The sequence below is a fragment of the Candidatus Accumulibacter sp. ACC003 genome, assembly GCF_907163085.1.
GTDB lineage: Bacteria > Pseudomonadota > Gammaproteobacteria > Burkholderiales > Rhodocyclaceae > Accumulibacter.
This window is the reverse complement of record NZ_CAJQTX010000002.1, coordinates 132,921-157,502: the sequence shown is the minus strand read 5'-3', so window position 1 is coordinate 157,502 and position 24,582 is coordinate 132,921. Positions and strand designations below refer to the sequence as shown.

At 57.1% G+C, this 24,582-nt stretch carries 24 protein-coding genes, 1 tRNA gene and 1 pseudogene; 14 read left to right on the top strand and 12 right to left on the bottom strand.

The features are described from left to right. Positions 1–15: 15 nt before the first annotated feature. Positions 16–1,839 (top strand): recombinase family protein, encoded by a 1,824-nt coding sequence (locus QZ656_RS04400; protein ID WP_291992243.1) that lies wholly within the window; start codon positions 16–18, stop codon positions 1,837–1,839. Between the two features lie 142 nt (positions 1,840–1,981). On the opposite strand, the gene QZ656_RS04395 is transcribed toward QZ656_RS04400, so the two are convergent. The 7 genes from QZ656_RS04395 to QZ656_RS04365 all read right to left on the bottom strand — a co-directional run bounded on the left by QZ656_RS04395 (position 1,982) and on the right by QZ656_RS04365 (position 8,730). Continuing rightward, on the bottom strand, positions 1,982–2,557 hold the full coding sequence (locus QZ656_RS04395; RefSeq protein ID WP_291992242.1) for a recombinase family protein: 576 nt from the start codon (positions 2,555–2,557) through the stop codon (positions 1,982–1,984). A gap of 327 nt (positions 2,558–2,884) precedes the next feature. After that, complete coding sequence (locus tag QZ656_RS04390; RefSeq protein ID WP_291992241.1) at positions 2,885–3,370, bottom strand: hypothetical protein; 486 nt, start codon at positions 3,368–3,370, stop codon at positions 2,885–2,887. Then, positions 3,367–5,013: an N-6 DNA methylase gene (locus QZ656_RS04385; RefSeq protein ID WP_291992240.1), complete on the bottom strand. Its 1,647-nt coding sequence runs from the start codon at positions 5,011–5,013 to the stop codon at positions 3,367–3,369. Before QZ656_RS04385 ends, QZ656_RS04390 begins: the two co-directional genes overlap by 4 nt. Positions 5,014–5,761: 748 nt before the next feature. Beyond that, the gene (locus QZ656_RS04380) at positions 5,762–6,172 is read right to left on the bottom strand and encodes a hypothetical protein (protein WP_291992239.1); all 411 of its coding nucleotides are present in this window, start codon (positions 6,170–6,172) and stop codon (positions 5,762–5,764) included. 135 nt (positions 6,173–6,307) lie between these two features. Continuing rightward, the gene (locus tag QZ656_RS04375) at positions 6,308–6,949 is read right to left on the bottom strand and encodes a hypothetical protein (protein WP_291992238.1); all 642 of its coding nucleotides are present in this window, start codon (positions 6,947–6,949) and stop codon (positions 6,308–6,310) included. A gap of 522 nt (positions 6,950–7,471) precedes the next feature. Then, positions 7,472–7,738, bottom strand: a complete 267-nt coding sequence (locus tag QZ656_RS04370; protein ID WP_291992237.1) for a hypothetical protein — start codon at positions 7,736–7,738, stop codon at positions 7,472–7,474. Positions 7,739–8,208: 470 nt separating this feature from the next. Then, positions 8,209–8,730, bottom strand: a complete 522-nt coding sequence (locus QZ656_RS04365; protein WP_291992236.1) for a hypothetical protein — start codon at positions 8,728–8,730, stop codon at positions 8,209–8,211. A 553-nt stretch (positions 8,731–9,283) separates the two neighbouring features. On the opposite strand from QZ656_RS04365, the pseudogene QZ656_RS04360 reads away from it, so the two are divergent. After that, a pseudogene (locus tag QZ656_RS04360) lies at positions 9,284–10,147 on the top strand (YifB family Mg chelatase-like AAA ATPase); the annotation flags it as partial. Position 10,148: 1 nt separating this feature from the next. After that, on the top strand, positions 10,149–11,402 hold the full coding sequence (locus QZ656_RS04355) for a multidrug effflux MFS transporter (RefSeq protein WP_366522099.1): 1,254 nt from the start codon (positions 10,149–10,151) through the stop codon (positions 11,400–11,402). Here QZ656_RS04355 and QZ656_RS04350 read toward each other — a convergent pair. Then, positions 11,352–12,641, bottom strand: a complete 1,290-nt coding sequence (locus QZ656_RS04350; RefSeq protein WP_291992235.1) for an MFS transporter — start codon at positions 12,639–12,641, stop codon at positions 11,352–11,354. The two genes, QZ656_RS04355 and QZ656_RS04350, sit on opposite strands and share 51 nt — an antisense overlap. 225 nt (positions 12,642–12,866) lie before the next feature. Between QZ656_RS04350 and bamE the strand changes: the two genes are divergently transcribed. The 8 genes from bamE (at position 12,867) to QZ656_RS04310 (ending at position 19,803) form a co-directional block, all read left to right on the top strand. Continuing rightward, positions 12,867–13,355, top strand: coding sequence for an outer membrane protein assembly factor BamE (gene bamE, locus QZ656_RS04345; RefSeq protein WP_291992234.1), 489 nt, complete (start codon positions 12,867–12,869; stop codon positions 13,353–13,355). An 84-nt stretch (positions 13,356–13,439) separates the two neighbouring features. Next, positions 13,440–13,850 (top strand): adenosylmethionine decarboxylase, encoded by a 411-nt coding sequence (speD, locus tag QZ656_RS04340; RefSeq protein WP_291992233.1) that lies wholly within the window; start codon positions 13,440–13,442, stop codon positions 13,848–13,850. Between the two features lie 58 nt (positions 13,851–13,908). Beyond that, positions 13,909–15,273 (top strand): TrpB-like pyridoxal phosphate-dependent enzyme, encoded by a 1,365-nt coding sequence (locus tag QZ656_RS04335; protein WP_291992232.1) that lies wholly within the window; start codon positions 13,909–13,911, stop codon positions 15,271–15,273. An 8-nt stretch (positions 15,274–15,281) separates the two neighbouring features. Next, positions 15,282–15,989, top strand: coding sequence for an SPOR domain-containing protein (locus QZ656_RS04330; RefSeq protein WP_291992231.1), 708 nt, complete (start codon positions 15,282–15,284; stop codon positions 15,987–15,989). Next, the gene (gene coaE, locus QZ656_RS04325) at positions 15,986–16,609 is read left to right on the top strand and encodes a dephospho-CoA kinase (RefSeq protein ID WP_291992230.1); all 624 of its coding nucleotides are present in this window, start codon (positions 15,986–15,988) and stop codon (positions 16,607–16,609) included. The genes QZ656_RS04330 and coaE overlap by 4 nt, the downstream gene beginning before the upstream one ends. Before the next feature lie 61 nt (positions 16,610–16,670). Then, on the top strand, positions 16,671–17,417 hold the full coding sequence (gene zapD / locus QZ656_RS04320; protein ID WP_291992229.1) for a cell division protein ZapD: 747 nt from the start codon (positions 16,671–16,673) through the stop codon (positions 17,415–17,417). A gap of 38 nt (positions 17,418–17,455) precedes the next feature. Continuing rightward, a complete protein-coding gene (locus tag QZ656_RS04315) occupies positions 17,456–18,664 on the top strand; it encodes an MFS transporter (RefSeq protein ID WP_291992228.1) in 1,209 nt (402 codons plus the stop codon). Positions 18,665–18,894: 230 nt separating this feature from the next. Continuing rightward, positions 18,895–19,803: a flagellar brake protein gene (locus QZ656_RS04310; RefSeq protein WP_291992227.1), complete on the top strand. Its 909-nt coding sequence runs from the start codon at positions 18,895–18,897 to the stop codon at positions 19,801–19,803. Positions 19,804–19,915: 112 nt separating this feature from the next. On the opposite strand, the gene proB is transcribed toward QZ656_RS04310, so the two are convergent. From proB to rplU, 4 genes are all read right to left on the bottom strand, one after another. Then, positions 19,916–21,037 carry a glutamate 5-kinase gene (proB, locus tag QZ656_RS04305; RefSeq protein ID WP_291992226.1) on the bottom strand — a complete coding sequence of 374 codons (1,122 nt, stop codon included), beginning with the start codon at positions 21,035–21,037 and terminating at the stop codon, positions 19,916–19,918. Between the two features lie 2 nt (positions 21,038–21,039). Then, positions 21,040–22,149: an Obg family GTPase CgtA gene (gene cgtA / locus QZ656_RS04300; protein ID WP_291992225.1), complete on the bottom strand. Its 1,110-nt coding sequence runs from the start codon at positions 22,147–22,149 to the stop codon at positions 21,040–21,042. A gap of 106 nt (positions 22,150–22,255) precedes the next feature. After that, complete coding sequence (gene rpmA / locus QZ656_RS04295; RefSeq protein WP_291992224.1) at positions 22,256–22,519, bottom strand: 50S ribosomal protein L27; 264 nt, start codon at positions 22,517–22,519, stop codon at positions 22,256–22,258. A gap of 19 nt (positions 22,520–22,538) precedes the next feature. Next, positions 22,539–22,874, bottom strand: coding sequence for a 50S ribosomal protein L21 (rplU, locus tag QZ656_RS04290; RefSeq protein WP_291992223.1), 336 nt, complete (start codon positions 22,872–22,874; stop codon positions 22,539–22,541). Positions 22,875–23,035: 161 nt separating this feature from the next. Between rplU and QZ656_RS04285 the strand changes: the two genes are divergently transcribed. The 3 genes from QZ656_RS04285 (at position 23,036) to QZ656_RS04275 (ending at position 24,582) form a co-directional block, all read left to right on the top strand. Then, positions 23,036–24,004: a polyprenyl synthetase family protein gene (locus QZ656_RS04285; protein ID WP_291992222.1), complete on the top strand. Its 969-nt coding sequence runs from the start codon at positions 23,036–23,038 to the stop codon at positions 24,002–24,004. 18 nt (positions 24,005–24,022) lie between these two features. Further along, positions 24,023–24,099 (top strand) — tRNA-Pro (locus tag QZ656_RS04280). Positions 24,100–24,345: 246 nt separating this feature from the next. After that, positions 24,346–24,582: a PP0621 family protein gene (locus tag QZ656_RS04275; protein WP_291992221.1), complete on the top strand. Its 237-nt coding sequence runs from the start codon at positions 24,346–24,348 to the stop codon at positions 24,580–24,582.

Below are 24,582 nucleotides of genomic sequence, written 5' to 3'. Positions count from 1 at the left end.
TTGTATCGATCAACCGTGCAAGAAAGCTGGTTAGCAATGGTGCGCAAAGCATATTCCTATATCCGAATGTCTACAGCCGTTCAGCTAAAGGGAGATAGCCTTCGTCGGCAACTTGAACTTTCTGAAACATACGCTGCAGAAAACGGTCTCGAACTTGTTAAGAGCATCGAAGGAGTATCGCTGCAAGATATTGGGGTTTCTGCCTATAAAAGCAAAAATTCGGAAATCGGTGTACTAAGAATTTTTCTTGAAGCATTGAGAGAGAACAAAATTGAATCTAATAGTTCGCTACTCATCGAGAGCTTAGATAGATTATCCCGAGACAAAGTCTCTTCCGCTCTCTCGCAATTTCTCGAAATTCTTGCCTTTGGCATCGAAATTGTTACCTTAATCGACGGCCAAAAATACACTCAAAAATCCATCGATGAGAACATAGCGCCTCTCTATATCAGCCTTGCAATTATGCTGAGAGCCAACGAAGAGTCTGCGACTAAATCAAGAAGAATCAGAGCCGTATGGGAAAACAAACGAAGTAAAATTGAGACGAACAAACTCACCAAAGTCTGCCCTGGGTGGATGTCCTATGATGAGGACAAGAAAAAGTTTTTGCTAATCGATGATAAAGCCACCGTTGTAAAATTAATATTTGAAATGTGCAGCAAGACCTGCGGGGTGCTAGGTATCGTAAAATATCTTAATTCAAACAACGTTCCCGAATTTGGCCGCGGGAAAATGTGGTACAGGTCTTATCTGATCAAGATACTTAACAACAGAGCGGTTCTGGGAGAGTTTCAGCCGGGAACTCGTAAAGACGGAATTCAACTGCCTATTGGCGCCCCAATTAAAAACTATTACCCAGCGGTAGTCACAGAAGATGTTTTTCTAGCTGCTCAAGCAGCCATTAAACGTAGAACGCAAGCCACTAGAGGTCCGAAAGGTCCCACTTTTCAAAACATATTAACAGGGTTAGTGTTTTGCAAATCATGTGGCGTCACGATGGCATACCGCAACAGAGGACAATTGCCAAAGGGTGGCCAAACCCTACTGTGTACCAACCGAGCGAATGGAAAATCGTGCACAATGTCCGAATGGAAATACGAAGACACCGTAGAGATTATTCTCAAGCACCTGCATGAAATAGACTTCAGCAGTTTGACGACAGCAAATGATACTGAACAAAAGAACATAGAAGGACAACTAGAATCAATTCACTTAAAAATAGAAGACCTAATCAAACAAGAATTAAGACTCATACAAATGCTATCAACAGAAGATTGGAACGACCGCGCCAAAGCCCAATTTTCGCAACGACTAGACGAGATTGCTACGGAGATAGACGAAAAAACAAAGGAATCAAACAATTTAAAGTCGTTGAAAGTCGAGCAGGAGGAAGCTCAAGCAGTGCTGAGAACAACCGCCTTGAAGGAGCTCCTTGATAACTTTGAAAGCAAGAAAGCCGACTATTATTGGAGATCAGCCGTTAACGAACTACTCAGAAAAGCAATAACTAGAATTGATCTTCAAGAGTTACCTTATGTATTCCAACCATGGGACTTTACAAACAAAGACCCAGAGGTTACCAGCTATAGGAGATCGTCAGTAGAGAAAAGCACGTTACCGTTTGCAGAACTCATTGCCCAAAAAGCTTTCAAAGAACACTGCAAAAAATTTACGAAACGATTGTTTATCAAATATAAAAATGGGAGCACACGTATTGTCGGCTACGGCTATGGCACTGACTCATCCATGTACCAAAACTCAGTAAAATCGAAGAACAATATGGTGAATTGTGACATTCCGCCCAAGGGCAGCCCCCCACGCACACCTCATTCCAAATGAACGCCAATAGCTCCAACCATGGCGAATTACAAGCCACTCCATAAACATAGGAGAAAATAGCATAAATGCCAAAAGTTTAGCCACATTACCCATGTTACTTACAAATTAACCATGCCCAACGCATCGCGGATAAGAAAATGCCTTAAGCCTGTCTCAAGTAATTGTAAAGCGTCTCTCGACTGATCCCATATTCCAAAGCAACTTTAGTTTTAGAGACACCTTGAGAAACGCGATCTAGCATCTCTTTAGCCTTTGCTGCAGTAAGACAAGGCCTCCGGCCCTTATAGGTTCCCTTGTCCTTTGCAACTGCGATTCCTTCTCTTTGTCTTTCACGAATTAGTGCACGCTCAAACTCCGCAAATGCGCCCATAACAGAAAGCAACAACTGAGAGATTGGGGAATCTTCGCCAGTGAAAGTCAGTGACTCTTTCACGAATTGAACACGAACGCCACGCGTTGTCAGCTCTTTGACTAGCTTACGAAGGTCGTCAAGGTTACGTGCCAGTCTGTCCATGGAATGAACAATAAAGGTGTCACCTTCACGCAAATGAAGCAGTGCTGCTTGCAACTGTGGTCGTGATACATCTTTGCCGCTGGCATGGTCAATGAACACGCGGTCAAGCGAAAACTCACTCAACTGGTCCTCCTGCCTAGCAGTGTTTTGCTCCACAGTTGAAACACGGATATAGCCCACCAACTGGCCTTTGGAAATAGTCATGTGCTTTGCCCAATCGTGTGATTGTAAAGATAGCCTCTTTAACCCACAGGGCCTATTGTCAGACAATGCACAATCCCACCCTATCCTGACACATTTTAGCACACAACTTAATGTACACCTAGGGTGTAGCCTAATCTGACACTGAATGATCTTGGCCGCAGCATCGTCAATGCTTCCCGGCAGCCTGAATTTTTCGCTTACGAGACCTGCGTCGCACGGAGTCCAGAAAACCAACAGTTCGAAATGCTGGGCATTTATAATGCCTCACAGTTGGAAGTCAGGAGCACCGCGCGGCTCGATCGCCTAGGCCTAGTGAATTGATATAGGTTAGCCGTCTCGGAGCTGCGCTTCCTTCTCGGTGAGGAGGACGCTCATCATTTTGTTGTTCGCTTCAATCTCGACCAATAAATTGATTGGCGCTTCACTGAGTAGAGGTGTCATCACAAGGTTTTCAATACGCCTACGGCTTGTCTTCCGTCCAAAAGAGAAACGCCAACCGTGCAACGTGTTAAAGAGCGCCGCGTAGTACAGAAGCCCTGACTTCTTTACTGCTTCCATAGGCTTTAATATCGTGCAAGAGTCGCCACCGTTCCCCTTGGGTAAGAACTGCCCATAATGCACAGTTGCGTAGCCTAATCCAGAAATGCAAATTGCTGGACCTTCAAAGACTCGGTCGTCGTCAAATGGTTCGACATACCGAACAATCCCGTTATTGATCTCCGCGTTTGTGACGAATGGAACGTCGCCCGCAAGATAATCGTCAGTGCTCTTTGATTTTGCGACAGCAACGATAAATAGCTCTTTTACTTTCATTGCCGAAGCCCTTTGCGAATTTCCTGAAACACCAATTCGGATTGAATAGTACTAAGTGCCGATCGTAGCGCGTCAGAGCCTAGTTCAACGTTATCGAGATATTGTTGCGGTATAAGCTCCAGGTGTGGATCAGAAAGATCAACTGCTTTTTTCTGAATAAGACCATTAACTTCATGGCATTCTCCGCCGTGAATAAAGTTAAATATGTTGTCACGTAGCACCTGTAGTTCATTTTGGCCACCATGCGGCAACCGTCTTTTCTTTAGTTTTACAAAACCATCGTCAGATATTCTAACAAATAAGCAATTTCCATTTTGCTCATGCGGAACACCTTTCCGAATTACGACAATGACGGGTTCGACTGAGGCTTGGGGGTAAAACAGGTCATTCGGAAAGCCGATCACCGCAAGCAACGTATTCCGCTCGAGGAGCTGCCGTCTCCATACGAGTTCTCGCCCACCGGAGTACATGACAGAGACCGGGAGGACACTGAGAAGCAATCCCTCATCAAGCATCTGATCCAACGCGTGGTCAATGAATGTGAACTCTTGTTCATCATCGCGCCTCAGTGCGAAGGGTGGATTCATCAGAACTTTGCCCACAGCCCTTCTCTCGCTCGGCTCCCTCTGGTACTCCGCACTAGCCTCGCCATTTCTAAGCTTTCGATTCAAATTGATGGAGAGGCAATCCCCATTGATGATGTTGTTCTTACCATCGCCACGAAAAATCATATTAACTATAGCAAGTGCAGCGACGTTAGCTTGTTGCTCCACGCCGAAAATTCGATGCTTCTTAAACATCTCGACCTTTTCGGGCTCATTTCGACGAACGCGATCATATGCTGCAACCAAAAACCCACCCGTCCCGCATGCTGGATCGTAGACAAGGTCAGATGCTCTGATGTCAAGAATCTCAGCAGAAAACTCTGTAACATGTCTTGGAGTTAGGACGATTCCAATGTCTTTGGCACCGTTCCCGTACTTCAGGAAAACCTCGTAGAACTTTCCTAGCAAATCCTGACTGCCATCCATGGCAGCTTTAACGTTTATCTTTCGCAAGAGGAAGAACACGCGGACTACCGCAGCCTTGTATTTGCTCTTTGCGGCATCTTCTTGCGGCAATCTCAACTCAACATACTCCGCAAACTCCCGCTTTGAATGATGTATAAGGACATCTTCAGCGCGATTGTTTATATCTTTGACGAAGACATCTGGAGATCCGTTGAAGTTCGGAAGAGTGTCGGAGACCATTGACAGCAAAACCGCTGACATCACGGTGGCTCGAAGGTCCTTATTTATTGATGCCCGATGCAGTTCTTCGTTAATACTTTCGGCAATTGACAAGAGAAGAACTTCGCTTGTTACGAGTTCGTTTAAGTCTGACGTCTCGTTGTCAACTAGGTAACGCGCTTGGTCAGGCGAGAGAAAACCAGTTATCTTCCGATTGTTGAATTTAACTGGCGACACACTTCCATCTGACTGGATAAAAGAGGTGTTTACGAGGTATCCGTCTTCGTCGTTTCCAGCGACGCCAGTAATTAGGCGAGCCTTGATGAGTTTCGACTTGTTTATATCCTCAGCGTAGCCGATTGCCTCGCCGACTGCGATATCAATTTTTTCGTGCGCCCCTTTTGCTTCAATCACCCAAAATACGTCTTCGTGCACCTTTACGACGTACTCGGGTCGCTGGCGATTCAATCCGGCTGCGATTTCTGGATGATCGAGGCATTCCTGCTGCGTATAAAGCTGCCCGCTGTCCGATCGTGAAGGATTCCTTGTGTTCCAACCCATATTGACCAGGTCATTTTTAATAAACACGTAGGAAGAGAATTCTGATTTTCTTGGCATGTGGTATGAACGATCGCGCTAACTTAGTGAGATTAATGTTCCAGCACAATATCCGCTGGAGATTTAGTTGCATCTTAAGGAACCGCTGCACAATTGACTGCCGATGCCCCCTTACCTATGAGGCGCACCTTGGTCATCGAGCGCTAATAGTCGCCGCTTGGGCACGCTCTTGCTACCTCGGTTATCGAGGAGACGCGGAGAATCAGCGAAAACAGGCGTAATCCTACCACAACGTACAAGGGTACTCGCAAGAGGCTTCCAGCGCGCTTAAGCAGCGTTGCCGTGCGTTACAGCCCTGGTCTGTCGTGCAGGGAGCTCTGTTGATCTGTTCGACGCTGGTTGCTCTGTGTCCTTCGAGCGGAGCAACGTTCGCTTCATGGGCGTGGCCACCGTAAAGCGAGTTAAAAATATGGCACGTCATCAGTTATGGGAAACTGCCTTCCTACGATTTTTGGTGCTATGGAGTGACCGCTATTGAGTTGGCTGTCATCCAAACCACACATGTAGAGACCGTCTTCTAAGTTTCTGTGGCGGCTTTTTCACTTCACGCAAGAATTTTTCTCCCTGCACCACGAGGGTTGCTAATGTTGCCATTTTCGACAGCTAGTAAATATCCATTTTTTTCAATACTGGATTGTGCTGTCTGGTACACAGCATCTCCTCGAACATCCTTCTCTATCAGTTGACGGTATTCAGAATCGTCTAGATCCAATGCAATCGTCGAAACGCCGCCGTAATAGTACTCAGCAACCTGTTCTATTTTTTTTCGAACATTCGGATCTTCGTGCTGTCGATAGAGATGACGCAGTGCCAAACGGTAGGAAACGAATATTGCTCTGCGATCAATATCGTCCCTTTGTCTTTTCTCTTCATCCGCCCTTTCGCTATATACCAAGAAAATATATCCACCGATGGCAATCAAGCTAATCAGTCCAACTATTTCAAGGAAATTCATACTTGCTCCACCAAACAACAACTAACAGAGTGAAACAGAACGGCAAATGACTCACTCGCTTGCAGGGCAACGCTATTCGTTAGATCGTCACTGCACACAACCTAACCGAGCTAACCTTCTTCCTTAGAAGACAACCTACTCTGCTTCACGAACTATTACCCCTCTTTTGGAGAATTTTAACCCGATACTATTCAGCAGTAAGTGCGTAATATTTACGAAGGCCCTAGCGACTTCAAATGAGAGGTCAGAGGCGTCGCACGCGCAGGGCTTAGCTTGATGAAGTATGGCATTTCGCACCTCTTGGATATTGGCGTGCTCTACCAAAAGCGGAGTTCTGCTGCCATCACGACAGTAATTCTTAATTCCATTCGGGAACTCTATTTGATTATCCAATATTTGGAAAACTAAGCCCTTGAGACGATCGATTCCAACTTTGCGCACCAGACCGCTTGCAATTAGCTCTGCCAGCGATTCCGTATGCACCAGACCGTAAACGATCGGCTTTAGGATGACGGTCTTTAACAACACTTCTGTGGTTGTGCACGAAAACAGAAGTGACGCAACTGGATCGGCTTCCCGATAAAACTTAGCTTTTTTGAAAAAAACTAGTGCCTGTTCAGAAATATTTGGATGCTCTAGGTAGTACGAAGCAAGCCTGTCGCTTACGAACGCTTCGATTGCTCGTTGCCTGTGTTCCTCGTACAGCTCGGCGGCAAGTGAATCAACAAACTCTGAATACGCTTCTTCTTGCTCCGCCTCATACCAATCTGTGGACATCGTAGGAGTTTCCCAAAACTGTGTGTCGAGCCAAACCTTTTCAGCCCCTCTTCAACAGACTTGGGACCATGTTTGCTAACAAAGAACGGTACCCATCAAAGCGCTCATTGGGTCACATCGCAATGTGGGACGATGGCTTAAAACCCAGCGCGCCTCAACAGCCGCTATAGAGGAAACTCGCCACCGCCCGCTACTGGCGCTTAGCTGCCGCTTGGACATGCTCTTGCAACGTGGCTAAGGGGCTGGAGTCTGCCCCGCAGACGCACAGGGTCCCGCGTAAACAGGCGTAATCCTACCACAACGTACAAGGGTACTCGCAAGAGGCTTCCAGCGCGCTTAAGCAGCGTTGCCGTGCGTTACAGTGCTAGTCTGTCGTGCAGGGAATCTTGTTGATCTGTTCTACAGGTGCTGCTCTGTTTTCGTCGACCACATCGACCGCAGTTAGCGCTAAAGCGAGTCATCATTTGGCTTTGTTATTCGCAATAAACAGCCTTAAATACATGAGACTCCGCAGATGCCAGCTCAATCGATTGCCCAGCCAGCGGCGATCACCTCATCTACGGAAGCGTACTCGGTTGAAACGTTGGTATCTTTATCCTGAAGGATGTATTTCTCATTAATCAGATGTGACAAGCTCAATTGTGCATAACGGCCGTTGAAGTTTTTCATGTGTACAAAATTGCCAACTGGCGCAAAGTCTAAATTCAATACAGCACGGGTTTGTTCGATCAACGTATCTGACCAACCATTACTCATAATAAACGTACTCCCCATGAGAATCGGATGCATTTAAATAACATGCTCTTCAACTATTTTTTTACCAACCTGCTCCTGCACTGCCTTTCAATCACTTTACTGCTCTTGGTTACAAATAACAAGAATGACTTACGTTCAATAATTTGCTAGAACCATAATTAGTTGTCTATGACTTCAGCTAACCATACCGTGCAGCGTTAAAACGTTGCAGTTCGACTTTGTGCTTCTGTGCATTTGGTATCTGTTCATCTGATTGCCTGTCTGTTCCTTTTTCTTTTTTTCCTTTTTCTCTATAGACTAAATATTTATTTATTTATTTTTTGGAAGTATGCGTTTAGCATACGTATAGACGTAAGCGTTCACTGCAGCCTGTTTCGAACAAAAAAATTAGCATCATACGTACCAGCCTTATTGCAGTATAGCTTCGTATTCATCATGCTCCAATTGTAATGCTTTTTGACTTTAGCTTCTGTTGTCGCCAAACCGGAAAACAACCGCTTTGCTTAATAACACATATACGGACTAAAGTCGTTACAGGACATCTGCCAGTTGAATTCTTTACCGGCGTAGTCAATAGCACCTTCTAAACTGTGTATCGGTTTTACATCTGTACTGTGGTCACGTCTTCCGAACCCTACATATTTTTTACTCATAACTGAGCTTCCATATTTATTGGCCAGAAGGAGCGTCCATTTTTTATCAAAAAAGTCTGCTACCCATTCTAAGGTACGAGTAGGTTTATTCTTAAGCGCCAAAATCAGATGGGCGTGGACTATCCCACTGCTTGGTCCTTCTTCATAGAACGCAAATCCGCGACAGAGATCGTTACTGCGTTGCTGCCTGCTACCTAGTGTAGCTTTTCTTAACCAATCCACTGTTACTCCTGTTCTGCCTTGAATGCAAATCATACTTGTCTCTGTGAGACGATATGGTTTGGCGTCGTTAAGAGTAATAAAGTAGCTTGGGACGAAACCTTGTAAATATGTTTTTGCTTCAGACCTTATTTTGTTCAACGTAAGAACCATGTTAACACCTCTTCATTTGCCGTATAGTGGTTAGGGCCTCAACCTTTCCAATCTTGTCATATAGTTATTTATATGCAAGAGGAGTCAAATTTTGCTTAAAATAAATGTTTTTTGTAACTGTTTGTAATAGAAAAGAAGGGGCTGATCTTGTCTGCTAACAGAATCGACGAGATTTATATTGTTTATATCTTTTTACAAACCCCTCTCCTGATTGCAGCCGTTAGTTTACTGGGTCGATTGTGAATTCGCAAATTTTTGGGTTCTTAAATACTAATTCGGTTAGCTTTTAGATAGTGTTTCTAAAACAGGGGTATTGCTCTACCTTGTAGGTGATTATAGAAACAGTGATTTATTTTAGAGATTCCAGAAAAGAAATAGCCCACTTCTAAGGTGGGCTATTTGGTAATACTGGACTGTCTTGCATTGATTGTTCACACCTACTCCAGTCCGCATGTACGCCCAAGCAATGAGGGCGCCATGCGCGTCGTTGATCTACGTTGGACAGGAGAAAATTTGACGGATGCTAGAGCAGGCAAAGCGTCAAGTATTTGTACACAACATGCTGCTGGCCGGTCCGCCGGGCACCGGCAAGTCGATGCTCGCCAGCCGGCTGCCCGGATTGCTGCCGCCAATGACGCTCGCCGCCGCGCTCGAATCGGCCGCCGTGCTGTCGCTCGCCGGCCAGTTTCGCGCCGAGAACTTTCGCCGCTACCCCTACCGGGCGCCGCACCATACGGCTTCGTCGGCGGCGCTGGTTGGCGGCGGCAGCGTGCCGCGTCCCGGCGAGATCTCCCTGGCGCATCAGGGCGTCCTGTTTCTCGACGAGATCGCCGAGTTTGACCGGCGCGTGCTCGAGGCGCTGCGCGAGCCACTCGACAGCGGCCGCATCCACATCTCGCGCGCTGCCAGGCAAGCCGAGTTTCCCGCCCGCTTTCAGCTGGTCGCGGCGATGAATCCTTGCCCCTGTGGTTATCACGGCGACGCGCGCGGTCGCTGTCGGTGCACGCCGGAGCAGGTCCGGCGTTATCGCAGCAGGCTCTCGGGGCCGCTGCTCGACCGCATCGATCTGCAGATCGAGGTTCCGGCGGTGCCCGCCGAGGTGCTGCAACAGGCCGCCGACGGCGAAGCGTCGGCGCTGGTGCGGGCGCGTGTCGCGGTCGCTCGCGACCGCCAGATGGCGCGCCAGGGCAAGGCCAATGCGCTGCTGACGACGTCGGAAATCGACCAGCACTGCCAGCCGGTAGCGGCTGCCGCGGCATTGCTCAAACAGGCGATCAGTCGTTTCGATCTTTCGGCGCGCGCTTACCACCGACTGCTAAAGATTGCGCGTACGATTGCCGATATAACAGGCGGCGGTGCCATTCAGGCACAGCATGTTGCTGAAGCCGTGCAGTACCGCCGGTTCGCGAAAGAATGACGTGCTTGACTCGGAAAACTTGCCTGCGCCGCGCGGCATTGCCCCGGTATTGGCCGCGATGGCCGCACTCGGCCCTTTCTCTATCGATACCTATCTGCCGTCGTTCGGCGCTATCGGCGAGTCGCTGCTGGCGACGCCGCTGCAAGTCCAGCAGACGCTGACCGCGTACCTGCTGCCCTTCGCGCTGATGACCTTGTGGCATGGCGCGATCGCTGACGCGCTTGGTCGGCGGCGGGTGATACTGGTTGCCGTGGCGCTGTTTGCGGCGGCCTCGGCGGCGTGCATGTTCGTCACGAGTATCGAAGAGCTGTGGCTGCTGCGGGCGCTGCAGGGGATGACCGCGGGTGCCGGGATGGTCGTTTGTCGGGCGATTGTCCGTGATTTGTACGATGGCGCGCAGGCGCGGCGCCTGATTGCCAAGATCACCATGTTGTTCGCGCTGGCGCCGGCGCTGGCGCCGGTGCTCGGCGGCTGGGTGCAAACCTGGTTTGGCTGGCGCGCGGTGTTTGCCCTGCTGGTGCTGCTCAGCGTTGCCTTGTGGCTGGCGTGCTGGACGCTGCTTCCGGAAACGCTGCCGCGCCACCGCCGGCAGTCGCTGCGCCTCGGCTATCTGGCGAAAGCCTACCGCAAGGTATTGACGTCACAAGATTTTTTGCTGATCTGCAGCGCTCTGGCGCTCAATTTTGTCGCCTTCTTCATTTATGTGCTGTCGGCGCCGGTCTTCCTGGTGCGCCATCTGGGAGTTTCGTCCACCGGTTTTCTCTGGCTCTACGGGCCGTCGATGAGTGGCCTGCTGATCGGCGCTGCGCTGTCGGGCCTCGTTGCCAGCCGGCTGTCGCCGTTTCGGACGATTGTCGCTGGCTATCTGGTGATGGGCGTTGCGGCAGCGTTCAACATCGCCTTGAATCTGTTCGGGCAGCCGACGCTGCTGTTGAGCGTGCTGCCGCTCTTCGGCTTCACGCTCGGTATGTCACTGGCGATGCCCTGTTTGACGCTGGCGGCGCTCGATCTCTTTCCCGAACAGCGCGGCCTGGCTGCCTCGTGCCAGACCTTTGTGCAGGCCACGGGCAACACGCTGGCGGCGGCGCTGATCGCGCCGCTGCTGTGGGGATCGACCTTGAGCCTGGCCGGCGGCATGGCCGGCCTGCTGCTGCTCGGCGCCGTCGCCGCGGCGCTCTACTACCGCCGGCTCAGCACCGGCGCGTCATCGGGTTTGCTGGCAATAAGTTTCTTTGGCAAACGGGATCAGGCATAGCGAGATCAGCAGACAAACGGCCATCAGGCTGAAGGCGCTTTGATAGGCGGTGGCGTCGTAAATGCGCGCACCGTTGGCGCTGGCTCCCAGCCAGTTACGGTCGAGCATCCAGCCGACGGCCGGTTGTAGCAGCATGCCGCCAAGCAATGGCCCCATGTTGCAGATTCCCGAGGCGGTGCCCATCAGGCGCAGCGGCACCGATTCCTTGGCAAAGGCGAAGCCGATGATCAGGTTGCCCGAGACCAGACCGGTAAACAACAAGGTGACGATCAACAGCCAGACCGGAATCGGCGCGAAGATGACCACCGTCCAGCCGGCGAGTGCCGCCGCGGTGGTCCAGACATAGAGCGGCCGGCGGCGGCCCATGCGTTGCGAGAGCGTGCCGAGGAGCGGTCCGCCGACTGCCCAGGCGATCAGCAGCAGCGAGGTGATTGCTGCCGCGGTCCTGGTTTCCAGGCCATGCACCTGGCGCAGATACGGCACGCCCCACAGCCCGGCAAAGGTGAGCACCGAGCCGGCCAGGCCGATCGGCGTCAGCAGCAGAATCCAGGTGTTGCGGTAAGAGAAGACCTCGAGCATGCCGTGCAGGATCGACGCATGCGGCTCGCTGGTGACGTGCGCATGGCTGTCGTAGCCCCAGTCGGCGGGGTCGTCGCGGACGCGCAGCCAGATGGCGATGGCCAGCACGCCGGTGACTACCGCCGAGACGCCCATCACCGGGCGCCAGCCCCAGGCTTCGAGCAGCATCCGCAGCGGCACGCCGGCAATCACTCCACCGACGACGCCGAAGACCAGCGCCAGGCCGCTGGCCAGGGCGAAGTGCTGCGGTGCGAACCAGTGGCTGGCGAGCTTGAGCATCGAGACGAAGGCGACGGCTACCGACGCGCCGACCAGCAAGCGCCCACCGCTGGCCCACCAGAGGTCGGGTGCGTAGGCAAAAACGGCGCTGCCGATGGCCGCGACCGCGGCACCGGCGGTCAGCAGACGGCGCGGTCCCCAGCGGTCGGCGATGACCCCGGTCGGGATCTGCATCGCCACATACGAGTAGAAATAGAACGCCGACAGATTGCCGAGCTCGGTGGCGCCAATCGCGAAATCGGTCATCAGCCGGTCGGTCATCACCGCTGGCGCGACGCGCTGGTAGAAGGCGATCAGGTAGAGCAAAGCCCCCAGCCCCCAGACGCTCCACGCCAGGACCGCCGGTGGATAGCCGCGCTGACCCGGGTTCAAGGTGTTCAAGAGCGTGCTCCGGCGCAGCCGTCAGCGCGGCCGCGAGCGGCGTCGGCGAGGGCTTGCCGGTGATCGTGCCGCCGCCAGCGCTGTCGCTGGGCGGTCGGCAGCGGCGCTACGCGCCGCTTGACTCTCGGGGGGCTGGTCGCTTGCACGGGACTCCTTGTTCGGCCTTGGTTTATACTCGCGGCTTGCTGGAACGATTCTAGTCGCAGTCAGTGGAGCACGGTAGACATGTCCAGGAAGCTTTTCGCCGGCATTTTCGTTTCCGGGCTGATCGCCTTCGTGCTGTCGGCGTGCGACGCCGACACGCTGAGCAAGCTCAAGCCGGGCAGCAGCAGCGCCGACGAAGTCCGCCGGCTGATGGGTCAGCCGACGCTGGAGTGGGTGGAAGCCGACGGGACGCGCGTCTGGGAGTATCCTCGAATGCCCGAGGGAATCGTCAACTATATGCTGGTGATCGGTCCTGACAACGTGCTGCGCGAGGTGCGGCAGGTGCTGACCGACGAAAACTTCGCCAGGGTCAGGCCGGGAATGAGCACTGACGAAGTGCGTTACCTGCTCGGGCGACCGGCGCACGAGCGCTATTTTTCGCTGGCGCAGGAAACGATCTGGGACTGGAAGACCAAGGTCGAGCCAGGGATGACGTGGTATTTCAACGTGCACTTCAACAACGACGGAGTGGTCAGCAAGACCAGCACCAACTTCGTGCCGAAGGGCTGAGCGCAGCGGTTCCAGCGAAGGTGCTCGGTGGCGGCTGTTTGCCGCCCGGGATCGACACCGCTCACGCCCGCCACGGGACTTGCCATGCATGGCCTGCACCTCATCGCCGAACTCTACGATTGCCGCTGCGACCCGCCGCTGCTCGGCGATGCGCGAGCGCTGCAGGAACTTTGCCTGGCGGTCTGCTCGACGCCCGGACTGACGCCGGTCGGGCTGCTCTTCCACCAGTTCGGTAGTGCTCTGCAAGCAGCCGGCGCGACCGGCGTGGTGGTGCTGGCCGAGTCGCATCTGGCGGTACACACCTGGCCGGAGGAGAAGGCGGTGACGCTCGACCTCTATGTCTGCAACTTCAGCCAGGACAACAGCAGCGCCGCCCGCGTCGCCTGCCAGCGACTGATCGCTGCCTTCGCGCCGTCGCGCCTGCTGCAGCGCGAGCTTGAACGCGGCGTGCCGGCGCTTGCCGCGGCGGCACTGAGCGGCGGCGGAAGTGATTAGCGCGGATTTCCCGGGGTATACTCGGCGGATTCGATAAGAAAAGACGCTGGGAGGCTTCGTGGAATCGTTGCGCATCACGCTCGAACAATCCGAGATTCCGACGCACTGGTACAACGTCGTTGCCGACCTGCCGACGCCGCCCGTGCCACCGCTAGGCGCCGACGGCAAGCCGGTCTCGGCCGCGCAGCTGGCGGCGATTTTCCCGGCGGCGATTATCGACCAGGAGATGTCGGCCGAGCGCTGGATCGCGATCCCTGAACAGGTACGCGAAATCTATCGACTGTGGCGGCCGTCGCCGCTGATTCGCGCGCGGCGCCTGGAAGAAATGCTCGGCACGCCGGCGCGAATCTATTACAAGTACGAGGGCGTTTCGCCGGCCGGTTCGCACAAGCCGAACACCGCCGTCGCGCAGGCCTTCTACAACCAGCAGGCAGGGATCAAGCGCATCACCACCGAGACGGGCGCCGGCCAGTGGGGTTGTTCGATGGCCTTTGCCGGCCAGATGTTCGGCCTTGAGGTGCGCGTGTACATGGTCAAGGTCAGTTTTCAGCAGAAGCCTTTCCGCCGCTCGATGATGCAGACCTGGGGCGCCGAAGTATTTGCCAGCCCGTCGGCGATGACGCAGACCGGCCGTGACCTGTTGGCCAGTGACCCCGACAACCAGGGCTCGCTGGGAATCGCCATCTCCGAGGCGGTCGAGGAAGCGGCGGCGCGCGCCGATACCAGTTACGCGCTGGGTTCGGTGCTCAATCACGTCGCCCTGCATCAGACGATCATCGGTCAGGAAGCGAAGAAGCAGTTCGAGAAGGTCGGCGACTGGCCGGACGTGATTTTTGCACCCTGCGGTGGCGGTTCGTCATTCGCTGGCATCGCCTTTCCGTTCGTCGCCGAGAACGCTTCCGGTGGGCGTCATGGGCGACCGACGCGGCTGGTCGCCGTCGAGCCGAGCTCGTGCCCGACGCTGACCCGCGGCGCCTACGCTTACGATTTCGGCGATGCCTCGGGTTTCACGCCGCTGATGAAGATGTATACGCTGGGCCACGATTTCATGCCCCCCGGCATCCATGCGGGTGGCTTGCGTTACCACGGCGATTCTCCGCTGGTCTCGCAGCTCTACCACGAGGGCCTGATCGAGGCGCTGGCTGTCGGCCAATTGGCGACCTTCGAAGCGGGCGTTCTGTTCGCGCGCGCCGAGGGGGTGATCCCGGCACCCGAGTCCAACCACGCCATCCGGGCGGCGATCGACGAGGCCTTGCGCTGCAAGGAGAGCGGCGAAGCGATGACGATTCTGGTCAATCTCACCGGTCACGGGCACTTCGACATGGCCGCCTACGACCGCTATTTCGCTGGCCAGCTTGAAGATTTCGAGTATCCCGCTGAAGCCATTCGAGCTTCGCTCGAACATTTGCCGAAAGTCGGATAATCGCCGCCATGCGTATTAGCGTCTTCCTGCTGCTGCTCGCCAATCTGCTGCTCTTCGCGTGGACGCATGCCTACCTGGGCATGCCGGCCAACGCCGACGCGCGCCGTATCGAACAGCAGTTGTTGCCCGAGAAGGTGACGGTCGTCGCGCGTGGCCAGCCCGCGCGGGCTAACGGCAAGAAGGATGCGGCGGCCAAAACGGAAAAGCTGGAAACGGTTGAGCCGGTGGCCGAGAAGAGCGCCGCCGAGAGTTGCCAGTTGTGGAGCGATCTGGCCAGCGCCGACGCCGACCAGATCGAACGTCTGCTCGCCGAACGCTTTGCGGCGTTCAAGGCCAAGCGCGAAACGACAGGCGAGACCAGCGGCTACTGGGTTTATATTCCGCCGCTGGCCAGCAAGGACGAAGCAAGCCGGAAAACGGCGGAGTTGCAACAGCTGGGGATCCAGGAGTTTTTTGTCGTTCCCACCGGCGCCAACGCCCTGGCCATTTCGCTGGGTCTCTACCGCAACCAGGAAGCCGCCAGGACGCGGCTTGAGAGCCTGCGTGCCAAGGGCGTTCGCTCGGCGAAAATCGGCGAGCGCAAGGGCAAGTCGGCACTCAGCACGCTCGAGATCCGTGGCCCTGAAGCGCAGGCGGTGGCGCTGCGCGAGGCGATTGTCGCGCTGTCGCCGAAGGCCAGCCCGGCGGCGTGCCCGGCCGGGGAGAGAACACCGTGAGTTTCATTGTTGGCCTGACCGGCGGCATCGGTAGCGGCAAGAGCACGGTCGCCGACCTGCTGGCGGAGCGCGGTGCGGCGCTGGTCGATACCGACGCCATCGCGCATCAACTGAGCGGCCCACACGGTGAAGCGATGGCGGCGATCACGGCAAGCTTTGGCGACGCCGTGCGGCGCGCCGACGGCGGCCTCGATCGGGCCGCGATGCGTCGTCTGGTGTTCGCCGATGCGGCCGCGAAAGCGCGGCTCGAAGCGATTCTCCATCCGCTGATTCGGCAGCGCAGTGACGCTTGCTGCGCGGCCGCCGCGGCGGCACCGTACGTCGTGCTGGTGGTCCCCTTGCTGGTCGAGTCGGGCAGCTATCGCCGGCGTGCCGACCGGGTACTGGTCGTCGACTGCGACGAGGCGGTGCAGATTGCGCGGGTCATGGCGCGCAGCGGTCTCAGCGCCGAAGACGTCAGGGCGATCATCGCCACGCAGGCGACGCGCGAGCAGCGGCGGGCGGTAGCCGACGACCTGGTGTGCAATGATGGCGAACTGGCGGCGCTGTTGCCGCAGATCGATGCTCTGCATCGGTGTTATCTCGAGTTGGCCGGCGGCAAACTTAATGCCGGGCGTTGAGGTTTTGCTGCAGATGCTTCAGAATTATCGAAAATTTTAGTATTTTGACGTTGGCGGAAGTGTGATCACCTACGAATATCCTTTCAATGAACGCATACGCACGCTGTTGCGCCTGGAGGATCTCTTCCAGAAGGTGAGCAACTTCATGGAGAGCGACGGCTCGCAGGAGCATCACATTGTGCTGCTGACGCTGTTCGAGATCCTTGATGTCGCCGGCCGTGCCGATCTGAAAATGGATCTGATCCAGGAGCTCGAACGCCAGCGCCAGAGTCTGCTCGCGTATCGCGACAATCCGGAGATCTCGGAAGAAGCACTGTCTGGCGCGCTCTACGAGATCGAGCAGGCGTCGGCGGCGCTGCTCGGCATGGCCGGCAAGATCGGCCAGCATCTTCGCGACAACGACTGGTTGATGAGCATCAAGAGTCGCGCCAGCATCCCGGGCGGTGTCTGCCAGTTCGACCTGCCGTCCTACCACTACTGGCGGCATCAGGGCGCTGCTGCTCGCCGCGAGGCGCTGCTCGCCTGGCTGCAGCCGCTGCAGCCCTTGCGCGACGCGCTGGCGATCGTCCTGCGCTTGTTGCGCGCCAGCGGTCGCTCCGAGCATTATGTGGCCACCAACGGTGCTTTCCAGCTGATGCTCGGTGGCAGCAGTTCGCAGATGGTGCGTATTTCGCTCAAGATGGACGACCCCTACATCCCGGAAATCAGCGCCAACAAGTATGCGCTGAACATTCGCTTCACGCGCCCCGACAGCGATCACCGGCCGCGTCAGTCCGACAGCGACGTCCAGTTCGACCTGTTGCTGTAATTTTGTAAGCCGCAGACCGTCGCGGCCGGCATCGGGCGATGTTCCGAACTCTCAAACAGCCCGGCGCGTGGGTGATCACGCTGGCGGCCGCCGGCATTCTGATGGTGACCATGGGTGCCCGGCAGTCGCTCGGGCTATTCGTCTCGCCGCTCGATTCGAGCACCGGCCTTGGCGTCGTCGCGATCAGCCTGGCGATGGCTGTCGGCCAGTTCGCCTGGGGTGCCATCCAACCGCTGGCCGGTGCCGTCGCCGACCGTTACGGACCGGGGCGGGTGCTGTTTGGCGGGCTGTTGCTGCTGGCGCTCGGCAGCGCCATGACGCCGTTCATGGACAGCACCAGCGGGCTGATCGTTTCGCTCGGACTGTTCTCGGCGATCGGCTCTGGCGCCGGCAGTTTTTCGGTGCTGATCGGTGCTTCGAGCCAGCGCTTGCCGCTGGCTGCGCGGGCTGCCGCTTCCGGGGTGATCAACGCCGGTGGCTCCTTCGGCCAATTCGTCTTTGCGCCCTTGCTGCAGGCGCTGATTCAACTGTTCGGCTGGATGGCTGCGATGTGGTCGTTGGCGGCGATCACGCTGGCCGCGACGCCGCTGGTGCGCGTCCTGGCGAAACCGCTGGCACCGCCACCACCACAGGCAGTCGCTGACGTCGGTCTATGGCACAGCGTGCAGGCGGCGGTCGGCGACCGCAGTTATCAGTTGCTCAACCTCGGTTTCTTCAGTTGTGGCTTCCACATCGCTTTCCTGGTAACGCACTTGCCGGGCGAGGTGGCACTTTGTGGTCTGCCGTCGGCGGTGGCCAGCTGGGCGCTGGCGATCATCGGCCTGGCGAACGTCTTCGGCAGCCTCTATGCGGGTTCGTGCGTCGCCCGCTATCGCAGCAAGTACGTGCTGTTCTGGATGTACGCTTCGCGGGCGCTGATGATCGTCTTTTATCTGCTGGCGCCGAAGACCGATCTGACCTTCTATGTCTTTGCCGCCGGGCTGGGCTTCACGTGGTTGGCAACCGTGCCGCCGACCGCCGCGATCGTCGGCAAGTTGTTCGGCGTTCGCTATCTGGGCACGCTGTTCGGGATGACGCTGCTCGCGCATCAGATCGGCGGTTTTTTTGGCGCCTACCTTGGCGGCCTGGCGCTGACGCGTTTCGGCGACTATGGCTGGATGTGGTACGCCGACATCGCCCTGGCTGCCGCGGCGGCGTTGGTGAACCTGCCAATCAGGGAAGCGGCACTACCGCATGCGGCCGGCTGAGCGCCAACGGGCAGGCGCGGCGGCGCGCCACAAGATCCTCGACGTCGGGTCGGCGCGCTGCATGTCGGCGGCGGCTGATCGTCGTTACGGAGTATCATCGCGGGATGCTGAAGAAGATTGCCGGCGGCTGAAGTGGTCAGCGGCGACAATCAGCGCTGCGCCGGCACAAGCTGCGGGTCCGGCGGCGTATCCGCCAAGCAAACGCAGATGACTCAGAGCGCCAACGTCAGATGATGGCCCCAGACAGTAGCTACATGCCGGTTCTGCGAGACGATATCGTGCTCGGGAAGCCTCTGCCATGGGCGGTTTTTGACCGTCAGCGGAAGCTCGTCCTGGCGCCTGGTTCGGTCGTCACCGGACCGTCGCAGCTCGACGCCTTGCTCCTTCAGGGGCTCTGCCGCGAGCGGCCGCCGACGATGGCGGCGGCCGATTCACGGCGCGAGCGAAGGGAAACCGGAGCGGCTGCCAGCGAGGCCGCTGGCGAGCGCGCTGTGCCGCTCGATGACATCAAGCTGGGCATCGGCGATCCCTTTCAGATCCAGACGCAGGGGGAGCGCGCGGAAGCGCGTTACTACGTCAAGCTGATCGGCTATCTCAAAGGCAAGAGCGTTCTGGTGACGCTTCCGGAAGTCGATGGCCGACTTTGTCTGGTGCGTGAAGGGCAGGCATTTGTCGTTCGCTTTTTTGCCGGCCAGAGTGCCTATGCGTTCACCGCCAGTGTTCTGCGATCATCAAGCATTCCTTTTCCGCACATGCACCTCAGCTATCCAGCGCAGGTGCGCGGTCTGGTGGTACGCACCGGTGAGCGCGTTGCGGTTCGCATCATCTGCGCCATTGTCATGCGCGAAGATACGCGGACGGTCAACGCCGCAGGGGTGCTGACCAATCTCAGCGTCAGCGGTGCCTTGCTGTCGGCCAAGCAGCCGCTGGGCAAGACGGGCGAGTTGCTGTCGATCAAGTTTCGCGTCGACATCCGGGAGATCGCGTTTTTCGCCGCGGTTGACGCGACGATCCGCTCGGTGTCGCGCGATGACTCCGGCGAGTTTCTGCACGGCGTGCAGTTCGCTGGCTTGCCGAACGAAGTGGCGATTGCGATGACCGCTTTCGTCTATCAGAAACTTGCTGAAACTTCGCGCTGAGCCGTCGTCTTCGAAAACTGAACAGGCGCGCAGGGGCGACGGCGTTGGGCTCGGCGATCAGTGATGATCGCCGGTGCACGGGTGGCCAAGCCGCTGTGCCGAATCCTGACGCTTACTCGGTGAGGATCAGGTTGTCGCGATGGATTATTTCGGGCTCGTCGATGTAGCCGAGGATGCTTTCGATGTCCTGGCTGGCGCGACGGGCAATGCGCCGCGAATCGCTGCTGCCGTAGTTGATCAGGCCGCGGGCAATTTCGTGCCCCTCGTCGGCGATGCACGCCACCGCGGCGCCGCGCTCGAACTCGCCGCGGACGGCGACGACGCCGATCGGCAGCAGGCTTCGGCCTTCGCGTAGCGCATTGATCGCGCCGCTGTCGAGAACCAGCCTGCCGTTCAGTTGCAGGTGGTCGGCGAGCCACTGTTTGCGCGCCGTCAAGGCCGGGGTTTCTGAAATCAGCAGGGTGCCGAGTCCTTCGCCGCGTGCCAGGCGGGTGATGACATCCGGCTCGCGGCCGCTGGCGATCACGGTGTGCGCGCCGCTGCGCGCGGCACGCTTGGCGGCGATCACCTTGGTGATCATGCCGCCCTTGCCGAATTGACTGCCGGCGCCGCCGGCCAGCGCCTCCAGTTGCGGCAGTCCGGCGCGCGCTTCGCTGATCAGCGTGGCGTTTGCGTCCTTGCGCGGATCGGCCGTGAACAGTCCCTGTTGATCGGTGAGGATGATCAGGCAATCGGCTTCGACGAGGTTGGCGACCAGCGCCGCGAGCGTGTCGTTGTCGCCAAACTTGATTTCGTCGGTGACCACGGTATCGTTTTCGTTGACGATCGGTACGACGCCCAGGCGGAGCAGCGTGCTCAGCGTCGACCGCGCATTGAGGTAGCGCTTGCGGTCGGCGAGGTCTTCATGGGTCAGCAGGATCTGCGCGGTATGTAGCGAGTAGCGGGCAAAGGCCCTCTCATAAACCTGCACCAGACCCATCTGGCCGACGGCTGCCGCCGCTTGCAGTTCGTGAACGGCGCGCGGGCGCTTGCGCCAGCCGAGGCGCTGCATGCCGCAGGCGATCGCCCCGGATGACACCAGAATGACCTGCTTGCCGGCTTGCCGCAACTCGGCGATCTGCCGGGCCCATTCGTCGATGGCCGCCAGATCGAGGCCTTCGCCGTTGTTGGTGATCAGCGCCGAACCGGCCTTGATCACCAGTCGGCGGGCGCTAGCGATGCGGGCGGTGGTCATCCTCAGTCGCCTTGCGGGTCGTCGGCGAAGAAATGGTCGGCAAAAGCCGTTGCCGATGCGGTGGCGGCCGGCGTGGCCGCAGACGTCGCGGCGGGTAGCGCTTGCAGCGCTTGCTGCAACTTGCGAGTCAGTTCGCGACAGCCGTCGCCGCTGATCGCGCTGATGCGAAAACACGCGCTGGCAGCAGCGCCGGCCCGGCTGGCGTGCAGGAAATCGGCGACGCGCTGCTCACGGTCTTCTTCGGCGATCAGGTCGAGCTTGTTGAGAACCAGCCAGCGTGGCCTGGCAGCCAGTTCGGGATCGTATTTTTCGAGTTCACGGATGATGGTCTCGGCGTCCTGGACCGGGTCGGCGGCCGGGTCGAGTGGCGCCAGGTCGACGATGTGCAGCAGCAAGCGCGTCCGCGCTAGGTGCTTGAGGAAGCGGATTCCGAGGCCGGCACCTTCGGCAGCGCCGTCGATCAGGCCGGGAATGTCGGCGATCACGAAGCTTTGGTCGTGGTCTACGCGTACCACCCCGAGCTGCGGTTGCAGCGTCGTGAAGGGGTAATCGGCAACCTTGGGACGCGCCGCCGATACAGCACGCAGGAAGGTGCTCTTGCCGGCATTGGGCAGTCCCAGCAGGCCGACGTCGGCGAGCAGGCGTAGCTCAAGGCGCAACTCGCGCTGCTCGCCCTGATCGCCGCGCGTGCATTGGCGGGGCGTACGATTGACGCTCGATTTGAAATGGATGTTGCCGAGGCCACCGCGGCCGCCTTTGGCCAGCAGAACTTTCTTGCCATCGACGTCGAGGTCGGCAAGCAGTTCATTGCTGTTGATATCGGCGATCGTCGTGCCGACCGGAACGTGTAGCGTCAGATCCTTGCCTCGTCTGCCGTAACAGTCGCTTGAGCCACCGTTTTGCCCGCGCTGCGCGTTATGCCGACGCGCGTAGCGATATTCGATTAGCGTATTGATATTACGATCGGCGACGACGTGCACGCTGCCGCCGTTGCCACCATCGCCGCCATCGGGGCCACCTTCAGGCTCGTACTTGTCGCGCCGGAACGAGGCGATGCCGTTGCCGCCGTCGCCAGCAGCAACGACAATTTTCGCCTCATCGATAAATTTCATGACTGTCTTCGTCCGTCTTGCCAGATGGCAACGAAAAAAGCCCTATCGCCAGCGATAGGGCTTGCTGCCGGGCTGGCTTGCTGCGCCAGCGGCTGTGCCGACGCCCTCAGGCGGCGGCCGGAATGATGCTGACCGTGCGGCGGCGCAGTGCGCCCTTGATCGCAAACTGGACGTGTCCGTCTACCAGTGCGAACAGCGTGTGGTCCTTGCCGAGGCCCATGTTGTCGCCCGGGTGAAAGGCTGTTCCACGCTGGCGAACGATGATGTTGCCGGCGCGGACGAGTTGGCCGCCGTAGCGTTTGACGCCCAGGCGTTTTGCTTCCGAGTCGCGGCCGTTGCGTACGCTGCCGCCTGCTTTCTTGTGTGCCATGAGTCAGGTTCCTCTCTAATCAGGCTGAAGGTTCAAGCGCAGCGCCGTCCGCAATCGCGTCGATGCGAATTTCGGTGTAGTTCTGGCGATGTCCCTGATGCTTCTGTGAGTGCTTGCGGCGGCGAAACTTGAAGATTCGAACTTTGTCGTGACGACCTTGCGAGAGCACAGTGACCTTGACCGAAGCGCCGACGATGATCGGCGTACCGACTTTTACGGTCTCGCCTTCGCCAAGCATGAGAACCTGGTCAAGGGTGATTTCTGCGCCAACGTCTGCCGGTATCTGTTCTATTTTCAATTTTTCGCCGCTGACAACGCGATACTGCTTGCCACCGGTTTTTATGACCGCGTACATGTTGGACTCCAAAGAACTGAACGAAGTGAAACGAAGAAGCGCGCATTATACGGGCTTTCGCCTGTTCGTCAAAAGGTTTGCGTTCGGCCGCGGCATCGGTCGCTTGACGCAGCACCGGTCGACGCCTAAGATTCCACGGTTTTGTGCCAGGGTGACGTGTCGTGAGAATGGAGCAGTTGTACAGGCTGATTGGATCGGATATGAAAGCCGTCGATGCGGTGATCCGCCAGCGCCTCCATTCCGAGGTGGTTCTGGTCCGTCAGGTCGCCGAGTACATCGTCCAGGGCGGCGGCAAGCGGTTACGTCCGGCTCTGGTCCTGCTGTCGGCTGGCGCCATGGCTTACCGGGGAACGCACCACCACGAACTCGCGGCGGTGATCGAGTTCATCCACACGGCGACCCTGCTGCATGATGATGTGGTCGATGGTTCCGACCTCCGGCGCGGGCACGAAACGGCCAACGCCATGTTCGGCAACGCGGCCAGTGTCCTGGTCGGCGACTTCCTCTATTCGCGCGCCTTCCAGATGATGGTCGACGTCGACGACATGCGCGTCATGCGCGTTTTGTCGGATGCGACGAATGTCATTGCCGAGGGCGAAGTCCTGCAGTTGATGAACTGCCACGACGCCGGCATCGATGAAGAGGGCTATCTGCAGGTCATTCGCTACAAGACCGCAAAACTGTTCGAGGCGGCCGCCCAACTCGGCGCGATCATCGGTGGTGGCAATGCGGCTGTCGAGCGGGCCATGGCCATCTACGGTCTGCATCTGGGGACGGCCTTTCAGTTGATCGACGACGTGCTCGACTACTCCGGCGCGGAGGGTGAGACCGGCAAGCATCTCGGCGACGATCTGGCGGAAGGCAAGCCAACGCTGCCGCTGATATTTGTCCTCCGCAACGGCAATGCGCAACAGGCCGCTTGCGTACGACGGGCCATCGAGCGTGGCGGGCGAGAAGACTTTCCCCTGGTGCTGGCGGCGATCCGCGAAACCGGCGCGCTGGAATACGCCAAACAGAAGGCGCAAGCAGAGGCGCAGCTCGCCGCGACTGCGCTAGATGTCGTCGCTGCTTCTCAATACAAGGATTCCTTGCTAGAATTATGCCTCTTCGCTGTTGCTAGAAATTATTAGCGCAGTTGTTGCATCGGTCGGGGCGTAGCTCAGCCTGGTAGAGTACTGCGTTCGGGACGCAGGAGTCGGAGGTTCGAATCCTCTCGCCCCGACCAACCGTTTTCATCGCGCTTTGTGGCGCGATCGTTTTTTAGTCGTGATCGTGTTTCCACGTCGTGGTCGTGTTTCCCGTCGTGATCGTCATCGCTCATCCTGGCAGCCTCTGCAAGTATCGGCTGCTTTCGGGCGCCTGCTGAAACAGATCGCCGCAGCCGTTTGACTCGTTTTGGCCAATCCAGAGGTGGACCGCTGTTCCCGCGCGCATCTGCTATCCTTGACCGCTCGGCAGGACTTCTCTGGCAATGAGCAAATACCTACTACTGTTCGGACTGGCCTGCGTTTTCTGGTGGCTCTGGCGCAAGTCGCGGGGCTTGTCGCGCGACCATTCTGAAAGCAGCACCGTCGAGCGCGACGCCGAAAGCATGGTGCAGTGTGCTCGCTGTGGCGTCAATCAGCCAATCAGCGAGAGCATTCTGGCCAATGGGAATTACTACTGCTGTGCTGCCCATCTGCGTGCAGCGCGCTCCGACGACGCCTGA

Bases quoted from the DNA above. Each gene is read 5' to 3' on its own strand.
- QZ656_RS04370 (WP_291992237.1), bottom strand. From the start codon at position 7,738: ATGCATCCGATTCTCATGGGGAGTACGTTTATTATGAGTAATGGTTGG.
- rplU (WP_291992223.1), bottom strand. From the start codon at position 22,874: ATGTACGCGGTCATAAAAACCGGTGGCAAGCAGTATCGCGTTGTCAGC.
- QZ656_RS04375 (WP_291992238.1), bottom strand. From the start codon at position 6,949: ATGTCCACAGATTGGTATGAGGCGGAGCAAGAAGAAGCGTATTCAGAG.
- speD (WP_291992233.1), top strand. From the start codon at position 13,440: ATGCATGGCCTGCACCTCATCGCCGAACTCTACGATTGCCGCTGCGAC.
- QZ656_RS04275 (WP_291992221.1), top strand. From the start codon at position 24,346: ATGAGCAAATACCTACTACTGTTCGGACTGGCCTGCGTTTTCTGGTGG.
- QZ656_RS04330 (WP_291992231.1), top strand. From the start codon at position 15,282: ATGCGTATTAGCGTCTTCCTGCTGCTGCTCGCCAATCTGCTGCTCTTC.
- rpmA (WP_291992224.1), bottom strand. From the start codon at position 22,519: ATGGCACACAAGAAAGCAGGCGGCAGCGTACGCAACGGCCGCGACTCG.
- QZ656_RS04390 (WP_291992241.1), bottom strand. From the start codon at position 3,370: ATGAAAGTAAAAGAGCTATTTATCGTTGCTGTCGCAAAATCAAAGAGC.
- QZ656_RS04380 (WP_291992239.1), bottom strand. From the start codon at position 6,172: ATGAATTTCCTTGAAATAGTTGGACTGATTAGCTTGATTGCCATCGGT.
- QZ656_RS04365 (WP_291992236.1), bottom strand. From the start codon at position 8,730: ATGGTTCTTACGTTGAACAAAATAAGGTCTGAAGCAAAAACATATTTA.
- cgtA (WP_291992225.1), bottom strand. From the start codon at position 22,149: ATGAAATTTATCGATGAGGCGAAAATTGTCGTTGCTGCTGGCGACGGC.
- proB (WP_291992226.1), bottom strand. From the start codon at position 21,037: ATGACCACCGCCCGCATCGCTAGCGCCCGCCGACTGGTGATCAAGGCC.
- QZ656_RS04310 (WP_291992227.1), top strand. From the start codon at position 18,895: ATGATGGCCCCAGACAGTAGCTACATGCCGGTTCTGCGAGACGATATC.
- bamE (WP_291992234.1), top strand. From the start codon at position 12,867: ATGTCCAGGAAGCTTTTCGCCGGCATTTTCGTTTCCGGGCTGATCGCC.
- QZ656_RS04395 (WP_291992242.1), bottom strand. From the start codon at position 2,557: ATGACTATTTCCAAAGGCCAGTTGGTGGGCTATATCCGTGTTTCAACT.
- QZ656_RS04315 (WP_291992228.1), top strand. From the start codon at position 17,456: ATGTTCCGAACTCTCAAACAGCCCGGCGCGTGGGTGATCACGCTGGCG.